General features: G+C 29.5%; 16 protein-coding genes and 2 pseudogenes. 13 read left to right on the top strand and 5 right to left on the bottom strand.

What is annotated here, in order from left to right:
* Positions 1-63: 63 nt before the first annotated feature.
* From AJ887_RS02155 to kcuS, 7 genes and pseudogenes are all read left to right on the top strand, one after another.
* The gene (locus tag AJ887_RS02155; RefSeq protein ID WP_070239678.1) at positions 64-792 is read left to right on the top strand and encodes an amino acid ABC transporter ATP-binding protein; all 729 of its coding nucleotides are present in this window, start codon (positions 64-66) and stop codon (positions 790-792) included.
* 21 nt (positions 793-813) lie between these two features.
* Positions 814-1,593, top strand: coding sequence for a bifunctional adhesin/ABC transporter aspartate/glutamate-binding protein PEB1a (peb1A, locus tag AJ887_RS02150; RefSeq protein WP_044780510.1), 780 nt, complete (start codon positions 814-816; stop codon positions 1,591-1,593).
* Position 1,594: 1 nt separating this feature from the next.
* Positions 1,595-2,347: an amino acid ABC transporter permease gene (locus AJ887_RS02145; protein ID WP_070239676.1), complete on the top strand. Its 753-nt coding sequence runs from the start codon at positions 1,595-1,597 to the stop codon at positions 2,345-2,347.
* A gap of 10 nt (positions 2,348-2,357) precedes the next feature.
* Positions 2,358-3,017, top strand: coding sequence for an amino acid ABC transporter permease (locus AJ887_RS02140; protein WP_070239675.1), 660 nt, complete (start codon positions 2,358-2,360; stop codon positions 3,015-3,017).
* A 107-nt stretch (positions 3,018-3,124) separates the two neighbouring features.
* Entirely contained in the window at positions 3,125-4,054 is a 930-nt protein-coding gene (locus tag AJ887_RS02135; protein ID WP_002861611.1) for a ribose-phosphate pyrophosphokinase, read from the top strand.
* 167 nt (positions 4,055-4,221) lie between these two features.
* Positions 4,222-6,331, top strand: a pseudogene (locus tag AJ887_RS02130) (carbon starvation CstA family protein).
* Positions 6,312-6,509 (top strand): KCU-star family selenoprotein, encoded by a 198-nt coding sequence (gene kcuS / locus AJ887_RS02125; protein WP_002867452.1) that lies wholly within the window; start codon positions 6,312-6,314, stop codon positions 6,507-6,509. The pseudogene AJ887_RS02130 and the gene kcuS overlap by 20 nt, the downstream one beginning before the upstream one ends.
* Positions 6,510-6,549: 40 nt before the next feature.
* Here kcuS and AJ887_RS02120 read toward each other — a convergent pair whose 3' ends face one another.
* Positions 6,550-6,963, bottom strand: a complete 414-nt coding sequence (locus AJ887_RS02120) for an acyl-CoA thioesterase (RefSeq protein ID WP_002853544.1) — start codon at positions 6,961-6,963, stop codon at positions 6,550-6,552.
* Positions 6,964-7,024: 61 nt separating this feature from the next.
* Here AJ887_RS02120 and ciaB point away from each other — a divergent pair, with 61 nt between their 5' ends.
* The 3 genes from ciaB to cysM all read left to right on the top strand — a co-directional run bounded on the left by ciaB (position 7,025) and on the right by cysM (position 10,281).
* Positions 7,025-8,857 carry an invasion protein CiaB gene (gene ciaB / locus AJ887_RS02115; RefSeq protein ID WP_070239673.1) on the top strand — a complete coding sequence of 611 codons (1,833 nt, stop codon included), beginning with the start codon at positions 7,025-7,027 and terminating at the stop codon, positions 8,855-8,857.
* A 101-nt stretch (positions 8,858-8,958) separates the two neighbouring features.
* Entirely contained in the window at positions 8,959-9,255 is a 297-nt protein-coding gene (locus tag AJ887_RS02110; protein WP_002861608.1) for an HU family DNA-binding protein, read from the top strand.
* Between the two features lie 126 nt (positions 9,256-9,381).
* Positions 9,382-10,281, top strand: a complete 900-nt coding sequence (cysM, locus tag AJ887_RS02105) for a cysteine synthase B (protein WP_070239672.1) — start codon at positions 9,382-9,384, stop codon at positions 10,279-10,281.
* 6 nt (positions 10,282-10,287) lie between these two features.
* Here cysM and AJ887_RS02100 read toward each other — a convergent pair whose 3' ends face one another.
* The 4 genes and pseudogenes from AJ887_RS02100 to AJ887_RS02085 all read right to left on the bottom strand — a co-directional run bounded on the left by AJ887_RS02100 (position 10,288) and on the right by AJ887_RS02085 (position 12,272).
* Positions 10,288-10,848, bottom strand: coding sequence for an SCO family protein (locus AJ887_RS02100; RefSeq protein WP_070239670.1), 561 nt, complete (start codon positions 10,846-10,848; stop codon positions 10,288-10,290).
* The gene (locus AJ887_RS02095; RefSeq protein ID WP_070239669.1) at positions 10,845-11,297 is read right to left on the bottom strand and encodes a hypothetical protein; all 453 of its coding nucleotides are present in this window, start codon (positions 11,295-11,297) and stop codon (positions 10,845-10,847) included. Before AJ887_RS02095 ends, AJ887_RS02100 begins: the two co-directional genes overlap by 4 nt.
* 3 nt (positions 11,298-11,300) lie before the next feature.
* A complete protein-coding gene (locus AJ887_RS02090; RefSeq protein ID WP_070239667.1) occupies positions 11,301-11,720 on the bottom strand; it encodes a copper chaperone PCu(A)C in 420 nt (139 codons plus the stop codon).
* Positions 11,721-11,805: 85 nt separating this feature from the next.
* A pseudogene (locus AJ887_RS02085) lies at positions 11,806-12,272 on the bottom strand (hypothetical protein).
* 156 nt (positions 12,273-12,428) lie between these two features.
* Here AJ887_RS02085 and AJ887_RS02080 point away from each other — a divergent pair.
* Genes AJ887_RS02080 through AJ887_RS02070 form a run of 3 tightly spaced genes read left to right on the top strand, consistent with a single transcriptional unit; the run spans position 12,429 to position 14,863 of the window.
* On the top strand, positions 12,429-13,406 hold the full coding sequence (locus AJ887_RS02080) for a murein L,D-transpeptidase family protein (RefSeq protein ID WP_004305957.1): 978 nt from the start codon (positions 12,429-12,431) through the stop codon (positions 13,404-13,406).
* Positions 13,407-14,393 (top strand): alanine racemase, encoded by a 987-nt coding sequence (locus AJ887_RS02075; protein WP_002861602.1) that lies wholly within the window; start codon positions 13,407-13,409, stop codon positions 14,391-14,393. It abuts the gene before it with no gap.
* 2 nt (positions 14,394-14,395) lie between these two features.
* Complete coding sequence (locus AJ887_RS02070; protein WP_002883252.1) at positions 14,396-14,863, top strand: tRNA (cytidine(34)-2'-O)-methyltransferase; 468 nt, start codon at positions 14,396-14,398, stop codon at positions 14,861-14,863.
* Positions 14,864-14,912: the final 49 nt, after the last annotated feature.

The following is a 14,912-nucleotide window of genomic DNA, read 5'->3' as shown; positions in this document are numbered from 1 at the left end:
CTTTATTTAATGATAAAATAATTTTAATTAATTTTATATTTAGTTAAAAATAAAGGAAAAAACTTGATTGAATTAAAAAATGTAAACAAATACTACGGAACTCATCATGTTCTAAAGAATATTAATCTTTCTGTTAAAGAAGGTGAGAAGCTTGTTATTATAGGTCCAAGTGGAAGTGGAAAAAGTACAACTATCCGTTGCATGAATGGGCTTGAAGAAGTTAGTTCAGGCGAGGTAGTAGTTAACAATCTTGTTTTAAATCATAAAAATAAAATTGAAATTTGTCGAAAATATTGCGCAATGGTTTTTCAGCATTTTAATTTATATCCACATATGACGGTTTTGCAAAATTTAACCTTAGCTCCAATGAAACTTCAAAAAAAATCTAAAAAAGAAGCTGAAGAAACAGCTTTTAAGTATTTAAAAGTCGTAGGTTTAGTGGATAAAGCAAATGTTTATCCAGCAACCCTTTCAGGCGGACAACAACAACGCGTTGCTATAGCAAGATCACTTTGTACTAAAAAACCCTATATTTTATTTGATGAACCTACTTCAGCCCTTGATCCAGAAACCATACAAGAGGTTTTAGATGTAATGAAAGAAATTTCACACCAAAGCAATACTACTATGGTGGTTGTTACACATGAAATGGGTTTTGCAAAAGAAGTAGCAGATAGGATTGTTTTTATGGAAGATGGCGCTATTGTGGAAGAAAATATTCCTAGTGAATTTTTCTCAAATCCAAAAACCGAAAGAGCGCGACTCTTTTTAGGGAAAATTCTTAAAAATTAACCAAAATTGAAAGGAGAAAAAATGGTTTTTAGAAAATCTTTATTAAAGTTGGCAGTTTTTGCTCTAGGTGCTTGTGTTGCATTCAGTAATGCTAATGCAGCAGAAGGTAAACTTGAGTCTATTAAATCTAAGGGACAATTAATAGTTGGTGTTAAAAATGATGTTCCACATTATGCTTTACTTGATCAAGCAACAGGTGAAATTAAAGGTTTTGAAGTAGATGTTGCCAAATTGCTAGCTAAAAGTATATTAGGTGATGATAAAAAAATAAAACTAGTCGCAGTTAATGCTAAAACAAGAGGCCCTTTGCTTGATAATGGTAGTGTAGATGCAGTGATAGCAACTTTTACTATTACTCCAGAGAGAAAAAGAATTTATAATTTCTCAGAGCCTTATTATCAAGATGCTATAGGGCTTTTAGTTTTAAAAGAAAAAAATTATAAATCTTTAGCTGATATGAAAGGTGCAAATATTGGAGTAGCTCAAGCTGCAACTACAAAAAAAGCTATAGGTGAAGCTGCTAAAAAAATTGGTGTCGATGTTAAATTTAGTGAATTTCCTGATTATCCAAGTATAAAAGCTGCTTTAGATGCTAAAAGAGTTGATGCGTTTTCTGTAGACAAATCAATATTGTTAGGTTATGTGGATGATAAAAGTGAAATTTTACCAGATAGTTTTGAACCACAAAGTTATGGTATTGTAACCAAAAAAGATGATCCAGCTTTTGCAAAATATGTTGATGATTTTGTAAAAGAACATAAAAGTGAAATTGATGCTTTAGCGAAAAAATGGGGTTTATAATATGAATGAAAGTGTAGGTTTTGTTGAACATTTAAGACAAATTCTTACTTCTTGGGGTTTATATGATGAAAATAGTATAAGCCCTTTTGCGGTATGGAAATTTTTAGATGCTTTGGATAATAAAGATGCTTTTATTAATGGTTTTATTTATACTTTAGAAGTAAGCATTCTTGCTTTGCTTATAGCTACAATTTTTGGAACTATAGGCGGAGTTATGGCTATAAGTAGATTTAAAATTATCAGAGCCTACACTAGAATTTACGTAGAGCTTTTTCAAAATGTTCCTTTGGTAATACAAATTTTCTTTTTGTTTTATGCCTTGCCTGTTTTAGGTATAAGACTTGATATATTTACTATTGGTGTATTGGGTGTTGGGGCTTATCACGGAGCTTATGTAAGCGAGGTGGTTAGAAGTGGAATTTTGGCTGTGCCAAGAGGTCAGTTTGAAGCTTCTGCTTCTCAAGGGTTTACTTATATTCAGCAAATGCGTTATATCATAGTACCTCAAACCATTAGAATTATTTTACCACCGATGACAAATCAAATGGTAAATTTAATCAAAAATACCTCTGTATTGCTTATTGTAGGTGGAGCTGAGTTAATGCATTCTGCTGATAGTTATGCAGCTGATTATGGAAATTATGCGCCAGCTTATATATTTGCAGCGGTTTTATATTTTATAATTTGTTATCCTTTGGCTTATTTTGCAAAGGCTTATGAAAATAAATTAAAAAAAGCACATTTAACGAGATAAAGGGTTGTTAATGGAAAATGTTTTTAATGCACAAAATATTGAATTTTTAATGCAAGGTTTATTTCTGACATTAAAAATAGCCTTAGCAACTTGTATTATTTCGATTGTTTTTGGAACTTTTTTAGCTATAACTAAAAATTATGGGGATAGATTAAGTAAATTTTTAGCAGCTTGCTATATAGATATTTTTAGAAATACTCCTTTATTATTATGGATGCTTGCAGCTTGTTTTGTTCTACCTGTATTTTTTGGACAATTTCCTCAAGCTTTTTGGGGTACTATAGGATTTTCACTTTATACGAGTTCGGTTATGGCTGAAATTATTAGAGGTGGATTAAATTCTATACCAAAAGGTCAGTTTGAAGCAGCTTATTCTCAAGGTTTTGGTAAATTTTTTACTCTTTTTTATATTATTTTACCACAAACTTTTAGAAAAATAGTACCTGCTTTATTATCTCAAATTGTAACCACTGTAAAGGATACAGCTTATTTAGCGGGTTTAGGTATAGCTGAGCTTACTTATAACTCAAAAACCATATTGGCAAAACTAACAAGTTTTGAAGAAATTTTAGTGATGATAGGTGTTGTTGCGGGAATCTATTTTATAATATGTTTTTCACTTTCTATGTTGGTAAGATATTATGCCAAAAAGACAGCTTACATTTCTTAAAAAAGCTTATATTTTTATATAAGCTTTTTAAATTTACAGCAGTTTTTAACATTTTTTTTATTAAAATCCTTTGTATTAATTCATAATTTTATTGATTAAGGTTTTTTATGCGAGGTTATAAAATTTTTTCAGGCTCAGCTAATGTGGAATTTGCAAGACAAGTTTCTAAATATCTTTCCCTGCCTTTAAGCGATGCTGGAGTAAAACGGTTTAGTGATGGGGAGATTAGTGTTCAAATTGATGAGAGCGTACGCGGAAAGGATGTTTTTATTATTCAAAGTACTTGTGCTCCTACAAACGATAATTTAATGGAACTTTTAATTCTTACAGATGCTTTGCGTCGCTCAAGTGCAAATTCGATTACGGCTATTATCCCATATTTTGGCTATGCGAGACAAGATAGAAAAGCAAATCCTAGAGTGCCAATTACTGCTAAACTTGTGGCTAATTTGATTCAGGCAGCTGGGATTGATCGCGTAGCTACGATAGATTTGCATGCAGGACAAATTCAGGGTTTTTTTGATATTCCAGTAGATAATCTTTATGGAAGTATAGTTTTTAATGATTATATTAAAGCCAAACATTTTAAAAATGCTATTATAGGAAGTCCAGATATAGGCGGTGTTGCAAGAGCTAGGAGTGTTGCAAAGCATTTAGGACTTGATATAGTTATAGTTGATAAGCGTCGCGAAAAAGCCAATGAAAGTGAAGTAATGAACATCATTGGAGATGTAAAAGATAAAGAAGTTATCCTAGTAGATGATATTATTGATACTGCTGGCACTATAGTTAAAGCTGCAGAAGCTTTAAAAGAAAAAGGTGCAAAATCTGTTATGGCTTGCTGTACTCATGCAGTTTTAAGTGGAAAAGCCTATGAGAGAATAGCAAGTGGAGCTTTAGATGAGCTTGTAGTAACAGATACCATACCTTTAAAAGAGCAATTACCAAATATTAAAGTATTAAGTGTTACATCTGTTTTTGCTGAAGTAATACGTCGTGTTTATCATAACGAAAGTGTAAATTCTCTCTTTATTTAGATTAAAAAAGCTTAAAGATTGTTTTTAAGCTTTTCATTTTTATGCTACTTAAAGAAACAAAAAACATATATTTTTTTTTAAAATGTGAAAAAACTAAACATCTTTCTATACAATTTAATCTATAAATCTGCTATTCTTTGAAAATATTTTATTTTCTTAGGAGAAATATGACTCAGTTGAGTACTAAATTTTATGGTTGCTTGTTGTAACTTTAGGCGCTATTTGTTTTGGTTATTTAGCTTTACAAAATGGCGAAAGTGTATCAGCAATTTATTTGGTGGCTGCTGCTGTATGTGTTTATATGATAGGATATAGATTTTATGGGCGTTTTGTAGCTTATAAGGTTTTAGAACTTGATAAAAATCGCGCAACACCAGCACTTGTAGAAAATGATGGGCGTGATTTTGTGCCTACAAATAAGGCTGTATTATTTGGACATCATTTTGCTGCTATTGCAGAGCAGGTCCATTAGTAGGACCTATCTTGGCTGCTCAAATGGGATATTTGCCTTCTATGCTTTGGATTTTAGTAGGAGGAGTTTTAGCGGGTGCTGTGCATGATTTTGTTGTTCTTTTTATATCTACTCGTAGAAAAGGTAGAAGTCTGGGCGAGATGATTAAGGATGAGATGGGTAAATTTACAGGTGGAGTTGCTATGGTGGCGATTTTTGGTATTATGCTTATTATTATTGCCATTTTAGCTATGGTGGTTGTAAAAGCTTTAGCAGAATCTCCATGGGGTTTATTTACTATCGCAATGACTATTCCTATAGCAATATTTATGGGAATTTATATGCGTTTTATCCGTCAAGGTAGAGTAGGGGAGGCTTCTATAATAGGTTTTGTGCTTTTAATTTTGGCTATTCATTATGGTAGCGTTATAGCTGCTGATCTTTATTGGGCTAAAATATTTACTTTAGAAGCTCCAACTTTAGCAATTGTTATGATGGCTTATGGTTTTATTGCTTCTGTTTTACCTGTGTGGTTTTTACTTGCTTCAAGAGATTATCTTTCAACTTTTTTGAAAATCGGTGTTATTGTGGTAATGGCTGTAGCTATTGTTTTGGTTGCTCCTGATTTGCAAATGCCAAAAGCAAATACTCAGTATTTTGATGGAACAGGTCCAGTATTTGCAGGTGGAGTGTTTCCATTTTTATTTATTACTATTGCTTGTGGTGCCATTAGTGGTTTTCATGCTTTGATTTCTAGTGGAACTACTCCTAAAATGCTTGAAAACGAAACTCATGCTTTAGCTGTTGGATATGGCTCTATGCTTGCTGAAAGTGCTGTGGCGATTATGGCTTTAATTTGTGCTTGTATTTTACATCCAGGTCTTTATTTTGCTATAAATTCAAGCTCTGCTTTGATAGGAACAGATGTTGTAAATGTAGCACAAACTATTTTAAGTTGGGGATTTAGCATTACTCCTGAAGAAATTACTGCTTTGACTACAAATATAGGAGAGCATACTATACTTTCAAGAACAGGTGGAGCTCCAACTTTTGCTATAGGTGTAGCTTTGATCTTGCATGAACTTTTTGGCGGCTTGGATTTGATGGCTTTTTGGTATCATTTTGCTATATTGTTTGAAGCTTTATTTATTTTAACAGCGGTAGATGCTGGAACAAGGGCTTGTCGTTTTATGGTGCAAGATATACTGGGTAATGTTTATAAACCTTTAGGAGATATTCATAATTATCTAGCTGGACTTTTGGCTACGGCTTTAAGTGTTGCAGGTTGGGGATATTTTCTTTATCAAGGCGCCATTGATCCTAAGGGGGGAATTTATACGCTTTGGCCTCTTTTTGGCGTGAGCAATCAAATGCTTGCGGGTATGGCTTTGCTTCTTGCTACAACTATACTTGTAAAAATGGGCAAGGCAAGATATACTTGGGTTACTTTAATACCTGCGGTATTTGTCTTAGTGGCAACTCTGTATGGAGGAATTCAAAAAATTATGCCTTATAAAGAAGGCAATAAAGTAGCAAATGCGGTAAGTCATGTAGCCGCCGTTAGCATACAAAGTCAAAAAATTAAAGATTTAGAATTTAAATTAAATAATACTAAAGATGAAAAAGAAATTTCTACAATTAAAAAAGAAATTTTAATAGCCACTCAAAGTAAAGTTGGAAATTTACTTAATGCAATTCTTTGTGTGTTCTTTATGATAGCCACCTTGCTTGTTATAATTTCTTGTATAGGAATTTGTTTAGGTAAAATTAAAATTCCTCTTAAAGAAACTAAGTATATTAAGATTGATGAATTTCAAAAAATTTAAGTATTATTATGAAAAAGCCGAAAGGTTTTTTCATCCCTTGGTGGGACTTTCTAGTTATGATAAGTATTTAGAACACATGAAACAAAAACATCCAGGAAAAATTCCAAAAACCAGAGGGGAATTTTTCAAAGAATGTCTAGATAAAAAATATAATAGTGGCGGTTTAAATAAATGCTGATAAGCTTAAAGGATAAAGTTTTTATCATACAAAATAAGCTTTAAGCATTTAAAAAGCCATGAATTCTTTTAAGTTCTTCACTAATAGGCTTTTTCTTTCCATCTCTTGTAACACTTACATAAGTTACTAAAGCCGAAGTTACATTAATACAAGAAGTACAACCTTGAGAATCCACTCTTTGAGCTGTGACTTCTACTTCAACGCTGATTGAAGTGTTGCCCACATTTACAACTTTAGAGTAACAAGAAATTATATCGCCTATAAAAACAGGTTCTTTAAAAACTACTTTATCCATAGAGATGGTTACAACGCGTTCAGGAGAAAGTTCTCTTGCTGCGATAGCTCCTGCTAAATCGATTTGTGAAAGTATCCATCCGCCAAAAATATTTCCCGCTGGATTTGTGTCACTTGGCATGGCTACAATTTTTAATTTTGGTTCTCCCATATCTCTCATTTTTACTCCTTATTTTAAAAAATGAATTATAATTAAAAAAGTTAAAAAGGAGAATAAAAGTATGAATAATTTTAAAGAAATAGCTAAATTGGTTAGAAAATACAAAGAAAGAAATAATGCGTTATATGAGTTTTTAGACAAAGAAGATGTGGGCGAGTATTTTAGATCTTTGATTTCTTTAAGCGAATTAAAACAAGATAAAACAACTATGCTAGCCATACTTAGGCGTTTGGTTGATTTAAAAGAAGAAAATTTAGTTCAAGAATGGAAAAAAAACAACTTTAAGGAAGATAAGATTATAGAGTTAAAACATAAGTTCTATGAAGAGATTAGAAAGTTTTATGAAAAAGAACATCAAAATTTAATTAATGAAATAAAAGAGAAAAAGCTTTTAAATAATTTTTATCAGTCCTTAATACAAGGAGTGCATAATATAGGTTTAATTATGAATATTTTTGAAATTTCTTGGACTAAAGAAATTATAGAAAAAAATAATAAAATTTTATCTACTCAATTTCCAAATTTAGATGATGCAATGGAATTTTTGCGTAAAAATCGTTTATATCAAAAAACTTCAGAAGGAGAAATTTGTGAGCGAAGCTATGGTGTTTTAGTTAGAATAGGAAATTTATGGAAATTTGTTCCTTATGCGAGATTTTTCGAGAATGAAATTTTAAAATTAGAATTTGCTTTTGAAAATATGATTGATCAGCTAAAAATATTTGCTAGCAACGAAGAGGAAAAAGCTTATATAGAATATTTTGAAAAATTAAAATTAGCGTTTTGCGAAAAAGATGAAGATAGAGTTATAAAAGCTTGGCAAGAAGCTGAATTTGCTTGGATGAAAGTAAAATCACCTTTACAAGTGGGACATCCTTTAGAATATTATGAAGATAATTATACTCATGCGGTGGCATTAGAATGGGATATAAGAATAGAAGATGAGAATGATTTTGATGTTTGGAAATTTGGTAGTGAAATTAAGGAAAGTTTTGAACATGTTTATAAAAATATAGGACTTGAAGATTGTGAATTAGAAAAAGAAGTTTTATCTAATATAGAAAAAACTCAACTTTATATTTGCACTCCGATGATATTTTATGGTGCTGAACTTAAAGGTTTATTCTCAGCTCAAGTCGTTCCAAATGATGAGTTTGTAAGTTCTAAGGCGGGCAAAAAAATATTTGCCTTTATAAATTTTGTATATGAAAATGCTAAAACAAAGCCTTTTATGAAAATTTCTAGCGAGATTTTTGATAAAGAATTTTTGGATTTTGGAAGAAATATTTTATTTTATCAGGAAAAAATTTGGAAAAGGGTTTATGAAGTATCAACTATAGGCCATGAATTTGGTCATATATTTTTTATTGCTAATGATACTGAAAAAACAATGAATCAGAGTGGTTTTTTTAAAAATATAGAAGAATATAAAGCTACTACAGGTGGACTTATAAATTTCTTTTATCACGAACAAGATGACTTGATAATGCCTGTTTTTCATGAACTTATAAAAAGGGCTATTGGACTTATTTCTTGGCAAAGGGTTGATGAAGTTAGACCTTATTATACAGAAGGACTTATTCATCTTAGTTTGCTTTTTGAAAGTGAAGTATTGATTTTTGAAAATAATAATTTGAAGATAAATTTTGATTTAGGGCATTATGAAAAATTTAAAGAACTAACTTTAAAAAATTATCATGAATTGGCAAAACACTATGCTTTAAGACTTGATGCAAAAGAGTTTTTAAGTAGATTTTGTGAAATTGAAGATGATATTTTTCTTCCCATTATGCCTAAGTGTAAAGAATTTGTTAAATTTTATTATGATTTATACGAGAAAATTGGTAATGAAATTGATAATAGCGGAGAATTTGAAAGATATAAGAAAAAATAATAAAGTTTTTTGAAAAAAACTTAAAAAAAGCTGTTTTTTACTTGATATTGTTTTTTAAATATGCTAAAATTAGGCGTTTCAATTAAAACAAAGGAGCTTTTATGACTAAAGCAGATTTCATTTCATTAGTTGCTCAAACAGCTGGGCTAACAAAAAAAGACGCTACTACTGCTACTGATGCAGTTATTTCTACTATTACTGATGTTTTAGCTAAAGGTGATAGCATCAGTTTTATTGGTTTTGGTACTTTTTCAACTCAAGAAAGAGCTGCTAGAGAAGCTAGAGTACCAAGCACAGGAAAAACAATTAAAGTTCCTGCTACAAGAGTTGCAAAATTTAAGGTAGGTAAAAACCTTAAAGAAGCTGTTGCAAAAGCAAGCAACAAAAAGAAAAAATAAAACTTCGGCTAGATAAATTCTAGCCTTCTTTCTTGATTGATTCGGATATTTTGCATCTTTTATTTACTTTATTTTTTTAAACTTTTATAAAACTATCATTATTAAATAAAAAAGGATATTAAAATTATGAAAGTACATGAAAAAGTAAGTGAGCTTATAGGAAATACTCCCATTATGCATTTAAAAAAATTTGGTATCAATGTTTTTGCTAAATGTGAATTTTTAAATCCTAGTCATTCTATAAAAGATAGAGCAGCTTTTGAAATGATTAAAGATGCTTTAGATAGTAAAAAAATTAATCAAGATACTACAATAGTTGAAGCAACTAGTGGAAATACTGGAATTTCTTTGGCTATGATTTGTGCAGATTTGGGACTTAAATTTATTGCTGTAATGCCTGAATCTATGAGTTTAGAAAGAAGAAAAATGATAACACTCTTTGGCGCTAGGTTAGAATTAACTCCTGCAAATTTAGGAATGAAAGGAGCGGTTGATAAAGCAAATGAAATATTGTTAAATACTCCAAATTCTTTTATGATTTCTCAATTTGAAAATATTTCAAATAAAAATGCGCATCGTAAGAATACGGCTTTAGAAATTTTAAGAGATTTGGATAATAAACTTGATATTTTTGTAGCTGGTTTTGGAACTGGCGGTACTATTAGTGGAGTTGGGGAAATACTAAAAGAAAAATTAGAAAAAGTGCATATTGTTGGAGTCGAGCCTCTAAATTCTCCATTGCTTAGCAAAGGTGAAGCAGGAAGCCATAAAATACAAGGAATAGGGGCGAATTTTATACCTGCTATTTTAAATAAAGAAGTTATAGATGAAGTGATCACGGTAAGTAATGAAGATGCTATAAATACAGCCAAAGAACTTGCCAAAAGTGGTTTAATGGTAGGTATATCAAGTGGAGCAAATGTATTTGTCGCAAGTATGCTAGCAAAGAAATTTCCAAATAAAAGAATTTTAACTATGCTAAACGATACGGCTGAAAGATACCTCTCAACTGATCTTTTTGCTTAAGTATAATTATTGAGAATTTAGAAAAATTCTAAGTTCTCTTAAAATTTCTTGTGGATTTAAATCGCTAATTTCTTTATAAAAATGACCTTTTTCATCAATAAGATAAAGCATATTGCTATGTGCTATAGAATAACCCATAAAAGAATCATTTAGATCTATTTTTTGATATTGAACATTATATTGTTTTGTTATTTTTTGAAGAGTTTTTTCATCTTTTGCAATTAAAGCATCTGCTTTTGGGTAAAAGTATCGTAACCATTCGTTTGCATTACTTAAGTTATTATCTCTATTTAGATCTAAAGAAATAAAAAGAAGGTGAGTTCTAGGATTATTGATTTGCTTTAAGGCTTTGCTTACTAAACTAAGAGTTGCCGGACAAACATCAGGGCAATAAGTGTATCCAAAATAGATAATAAGCTTATCTCCTTTAAAATCTTTTAGGGTGGTTTCCTCTTTTAAATCTGATTTCAAGATAAAATCATAAGAATTTTGATGATTTTTAATAAAAAATATTACACCTAAAATAATGGCAACTATAACTATAAACAAAATAATATTTTTTTTCATTTTTTTAGCTCAAAATCAAAATAAAACCCTATGGGTTTATTATTATCCATAAATTCTACCCTAAAACGCATAGTATCTAAAACACAAGTAGCAAGAACTATTTTGCTTTCATAGTCTGTTAAATTTAATCGATGTATTTTAGGCTTAATTTCACCCATATACATATTTAATCCATAAATTTTAATTCCTAAGTTGTTATAATTTCCTAGATTTACAATCTTTAGATTTGTAACATCTAAAGATTGTAAGGGTTTGGGATTTAGGGAAATTAAGACTTCTTTATTATTAAAACTATATGTGCAGTCTTTAACATTAAGATCGCAAGCTAATGGGGTGGAAAAATCAGCTTTTGTTATTTTTTGAGAATCTTTTATTATATAAAAATCAAAAATAATATATAAAGTAGCAATAACAAAAGCAAAAGCTAGGATAAAAATAATTTTTCTCATTAATTAAAATTCTTTAGAATCAATATTTTTTAACTCTATGGTTTTGTGATTATTAAATTTTAAATCTAAATTTACCTTCGTATCTTTAATAATAGGTTTTTTTAGTTTTAAAAGCATTATATGGTAACTTCCTGATTTAAGCTCTGTGCTTGAATGAGCTTTTATAATAATTTCAGGAATTTTTTGCATCATCATTTTTCCATCTTTATATATATGTGTATGCAGTTCACTTGCTTCACTGATATCGCTTTTGACACCTATTAAAGCAATATCTTTATCAGTATTATTAAAAATGGTAAGAAAAATAGCACTATTTTGCGCATGAGGTGGAGTTTGTTTTACAAAGGCATTTTTTACCTCTATATCATTAACAGCCCAAAGATTTACAGCAAAAAGAGCGCCTAAGAGAAGAATTTTTTTCATATTGCATCCTTATTTTTATAACATTAAACATTTGTTCATTATATCAAAAAATATTTGTATTTGAATATAAATTTTTTAAAATCTTTCAATGTGTGTTACCTGTTTGAAAATTTTTTGCATAGTAACATCACAATCAAAGAAAAAACCAGTTGGAGTATTATTGTCTAAAAATTCAACCCTAAATCTAGAATCATCGGTAATACTTTTATCTATAAAAATTTATAAGAATATCACCATTAACTATATAAATTTAGGAATGATATCGCCTATATTTAGGAATTTAAACTATAAATTTTAATCTTTAAATTAGAATAATGAGGAGAATTTTTAATTTTTATAGTAGTTTTATTGAAAATTTTTATAGGTTTTGGGTAGGCTGAAACTTCAATATTTTTTTATTAAAAGAAAAAACACAATCTTGTGAATTTAAGTCACAAGCTAGATCTTGGCATGTATTTAAGCTAAATATACTTTCTTTTTATCATATAATGCATAAAAAGCCAAAAACAAAATGCCTAAAAAAGACATTTCTATAAAAAAATTTCTTATCACTATAGACAACCTTTTAAAACAAGCCTTTATGATTTATAAAAATTATATCATAAATAAGGTCGCATTATTAATATAATTAATATTTTTTAAGAAAAAAAATATTATAATCACAAACATTTTTGACTTAAAAAATTTTGAAATACCTAAGGAAAAACATTGTTAAAACGACTTACTTTATTAATTACACTTTCTTCATTGATGTTGCATGCCTCAGATCTTGTTAAAATTTATCTTAATCAAGGGTTAGATGCTGTTGGCGTAGCGATTGAAAAAGAATTAACTCAAAAGGATTTTTGGTTAAGTGAAATAGGAGATAAAAATATTTCACTCGGATATTATGATGATAATGTTGCTATCGTGCTTGCAAATAAAACAGATAAAATTCTCCGTGTTTATTCTTACGAGGATGGAAAAATAAGAAAAGATTTTGAACAAAAAGAAATAATAACTGGATTAATGGGCGATAAAAAAATAGAAGGAGATTTGAAAACGCCAGTAGGTTTTTATGAGCTAGGTCGTAAGTTTAATCCAGGTGATCCTTATTATGGTCCCTTTGCTTTTGCTACAACTTATCCAAATTTACTTGATAAAGTACAAGGAAAAACAGGTGGTGGTATTTGGATCCATGGCTATCCTTTAGATGGTTCTAGACTTGATGAATTTAAAACAAGAGGGTGTATTGCTTTATTTAATAACAATTTGGAGAAATTTGCACAAGTTGTGCAAGACAAAAAAGTTTTTGTTATGACAGAAGAAAAAGAAAAAATTAGAGCTAAAAAGGATCAAATAGCTAGTTTATTGGCTGATCTTTTTACATGGAAACTAGCTTGGACAAATAGTGATACTAATACCTATTTAAGTTTTTATGATGAGCAAGAATTTAAACGTTTTGATAAAATGAAATTTGAACAGTTTGCTTCCATGAAAAAATCTATTTTTTCTCGTAAAGAAGATAAAAAGATTAAATTTTCAGATATTAATATCAGCCCTTATCCGAATTTAGAAAATGAAACTATGTATAGAATTTCATTTTATGAGGATTATTACACTAAAAACTATCAGTTTAGAGGCGATAAAATTTTATACGTTAAGATAGATAGTAAAGGTAAAATGAAAATTTTAGCAGAGCAATAAATGTCTTTAATAAAAATTGATCAAAAAGCTTATGAATATAATTTAAGACATATTGCTAAAAAAATAGGGAGTTTTCAAAGATTAATTTGCGTTTTTAAAGATAATGCATATGGACATGGAGCTAAGCTTTTAGCTCCATTAGCCAAAAATTTAGGAGTTTCTTTTGTTGCTGTTAAGAGTGAAGAAGAAGCTCAAGAAATCGAAGAATTTTTTGAGAATATATTAATACTATCACATCGTCCTCATGGTAATGAAAATTCTCGATTTATTTATGCTTTAAATGATATTTCCCAAGTAAAAAAATACAAGCAAGATATAAAAATACATCTAAAAATAGATACAGGCATGCATCGCAACGGAATTTGTGTAGAAAATTTAGAGCATGCTATAAATCTTATTCGAAGTAGTGATTTAAAACTTACTGGAATGTTTACACATTTTGCTAGTGCAGATGAAATGGATGGAAGTTTTTTTGTTCAAAAAGAAAATTTTCAAAAAGCTAAAAAGATAGTAAAAAAATATTTTTCAAATTTATTATTTCATTCGCATAATTCTGCAGCATTATTTAGAGGGAAAATTCCTGAAGATGAATATTGTAGAGTTGGGCTTGTTCAATTTGGATATGGGGAATCAAATTTAAAAAGAGTTTTAAGTTTGTATGCTCATAGATTAAGTCAAAGGATTTTACAAAAAGGACAGAGTATAGGATATGGAGGCATTTTTACTGCTGCAAAGGATATGGAAGTAGCAACTTATGATTTGGGTTATGCTGATGGTCTTTTCCGTTACAATGGAAAAGGGGAGTTAGTGCTTGGAAATGGAAAAGTAATACTTGGAAAGATGTCAATGGATAGTTTTTCTTGTGAAAATTCTGGTGAGGAAATTTGCGTGTTTAAAGATGCTGATATTTGGGCTGATTTTTTTCATACTATTAACTATGAAATTTTAGTAAAATTAAACCCTAACATTCAAAGAGTTCTAGTATAAACATGTTTAATATAGTTTTAGTTCACCCTAGAATACCGCAAAATACAGGTAGTATAGGTAGAATGTGTTTTAATGCTGGTTTTAAACTTCATATTGTTAAACCAACTGTTTTTGATATTTCTCAAAAGGCTGTTAGAAGAGCAGGGCTTGATTATTGGGATAAATTAGAGCCTATTATTTGGGAGAATCTTGAAGAATTTTTAAATGAAAATATTATTTATAAAAATCGCTTTTTTTTCGCAACAACTAAGAGTCAAAAAGCTTATTTTGATGCAGAATTTCAAAAAAATGATTTCTTATTCTTTGGAAGTGAGAGTTATGGCTTACCTATGGAATTAATGCAATTAAATTGGGAAAATGCTATAACTATACCTATGAAATCTTATGGAAGAAGTTTAAATTTAGCTACAAGCGTTGGTATAATCTCTTATGAAGCTTTAAGACAAAATTTTAGCAATTTTGTTTCTTAAAAGTTTCAAATTTACACAATAACTTAAAACAAATAAAATCATAAAGTCC

This window comes from Campylobacter sp. BCW_6466, from assembly GCF_001762835.1.
Lineage (GTDB): Bacteria > Campylobacterota > Campylobacteria > Campylobacterales > Campylobacteraceae > Campylobacter_D > Campylobacter_D jejuni.
Note: the sequence above shows the minus strand (reverse complement) of the source record. Positions and strands in the feature narration are given on the sequence as shown.

Coding starts and splice junctions, on each gene's coding strand:
- peb1A (WP_044780510.1), top strand. CDS start 814: ATGGTTTTTAGAAAATCTTTATTAAAGTTGGCAGTTTTTGCTCTAGGT.
- AJ887_RS02145 (WP_070239676.1), top strand. CDS start 1,595: ATGAATGAAAGTGTAGGTTTTGTTGAACATTTAAGACAAATTCTTACT.
- AJ887_RS02140 (WP_070239675.1), top strand. CDS start 2,358: ATGGAAAATGTTTTTAATGCACAAAATATTGAATTTTTAATGCAAGGT.
- AJ887_RS02135 (WP_002861611.1), top strand. CDS start 3,125: ATGCGAGGTTATAAAATTTTTTCAGGCTCAGCTAATGTGGAATTTGCA.
- kcuS (WP_002867452.1), top strand. CDS start 6,312: ATGAATTTCAAAAAATTTAAGTATTATTATGAAAAAGCCGAAAGGTTT.
- AJ887_RS02120 (WP_002853544.1), bottom strand. CDS start 6,963: ATGAGAGATATGGGAGAACCAAAATTAAAAATTGTAGCCATGCCAAGT.
- ciaB (WP_070239673.1), top strand. CDS start 7,025: ATGAATAATTTTAAAGAAATAGCTAAATTGGTTAGAAAATACAAAGAA.
- AJ887_RS02110 (WP_002861608.1), top strand. CDS start 8,959: ATGACTAAAGCAGATTTCATTTCATTAGTTGCTCAAACAGCTGGGCTA.
- cysM (WP_070239672.1), top strand. CDS start 9,382: ATGAAAGTACATGAAAAAGTAAGTGAGCTTATAGGAAATACTCCCATT.
- AJ887_RS02100 (WP_070239670.1), bottom strand. CDS start 10,848: ATGAAAAAAAATATTATTTTGTTTATAGTTATAGTTGCCATTATTTTA.
- AJ887_RS02095 (WP_070239669.1), bottom strand. CDS start 11,297: ATGAGAAAAATTATTTTTATCCTAGCTTTTGCTTTTGTTATTGCTACT.
- AJ887_RS02090 (WP_070239667.1), bottom strand. CDS start 11,720: ATGAAAAAAATTCTTCTCTTAGGCGCTCTTTTTGCTGTAAATCTTTGG.
- AJ887_RS02075 (WP_002861602.1), top strand. CDS start 13,407: ATGTCTTTAATAAAAATTGATCAAAAAGCTTATGAATATAATTTAAGA.
- AJ887_RS02070 (WP_002883252.1), top strand. CDS start 14,396: ATGTTTAATATAGTTTTAGTTCACCCTAGAATACCGCAAAATACAGGT.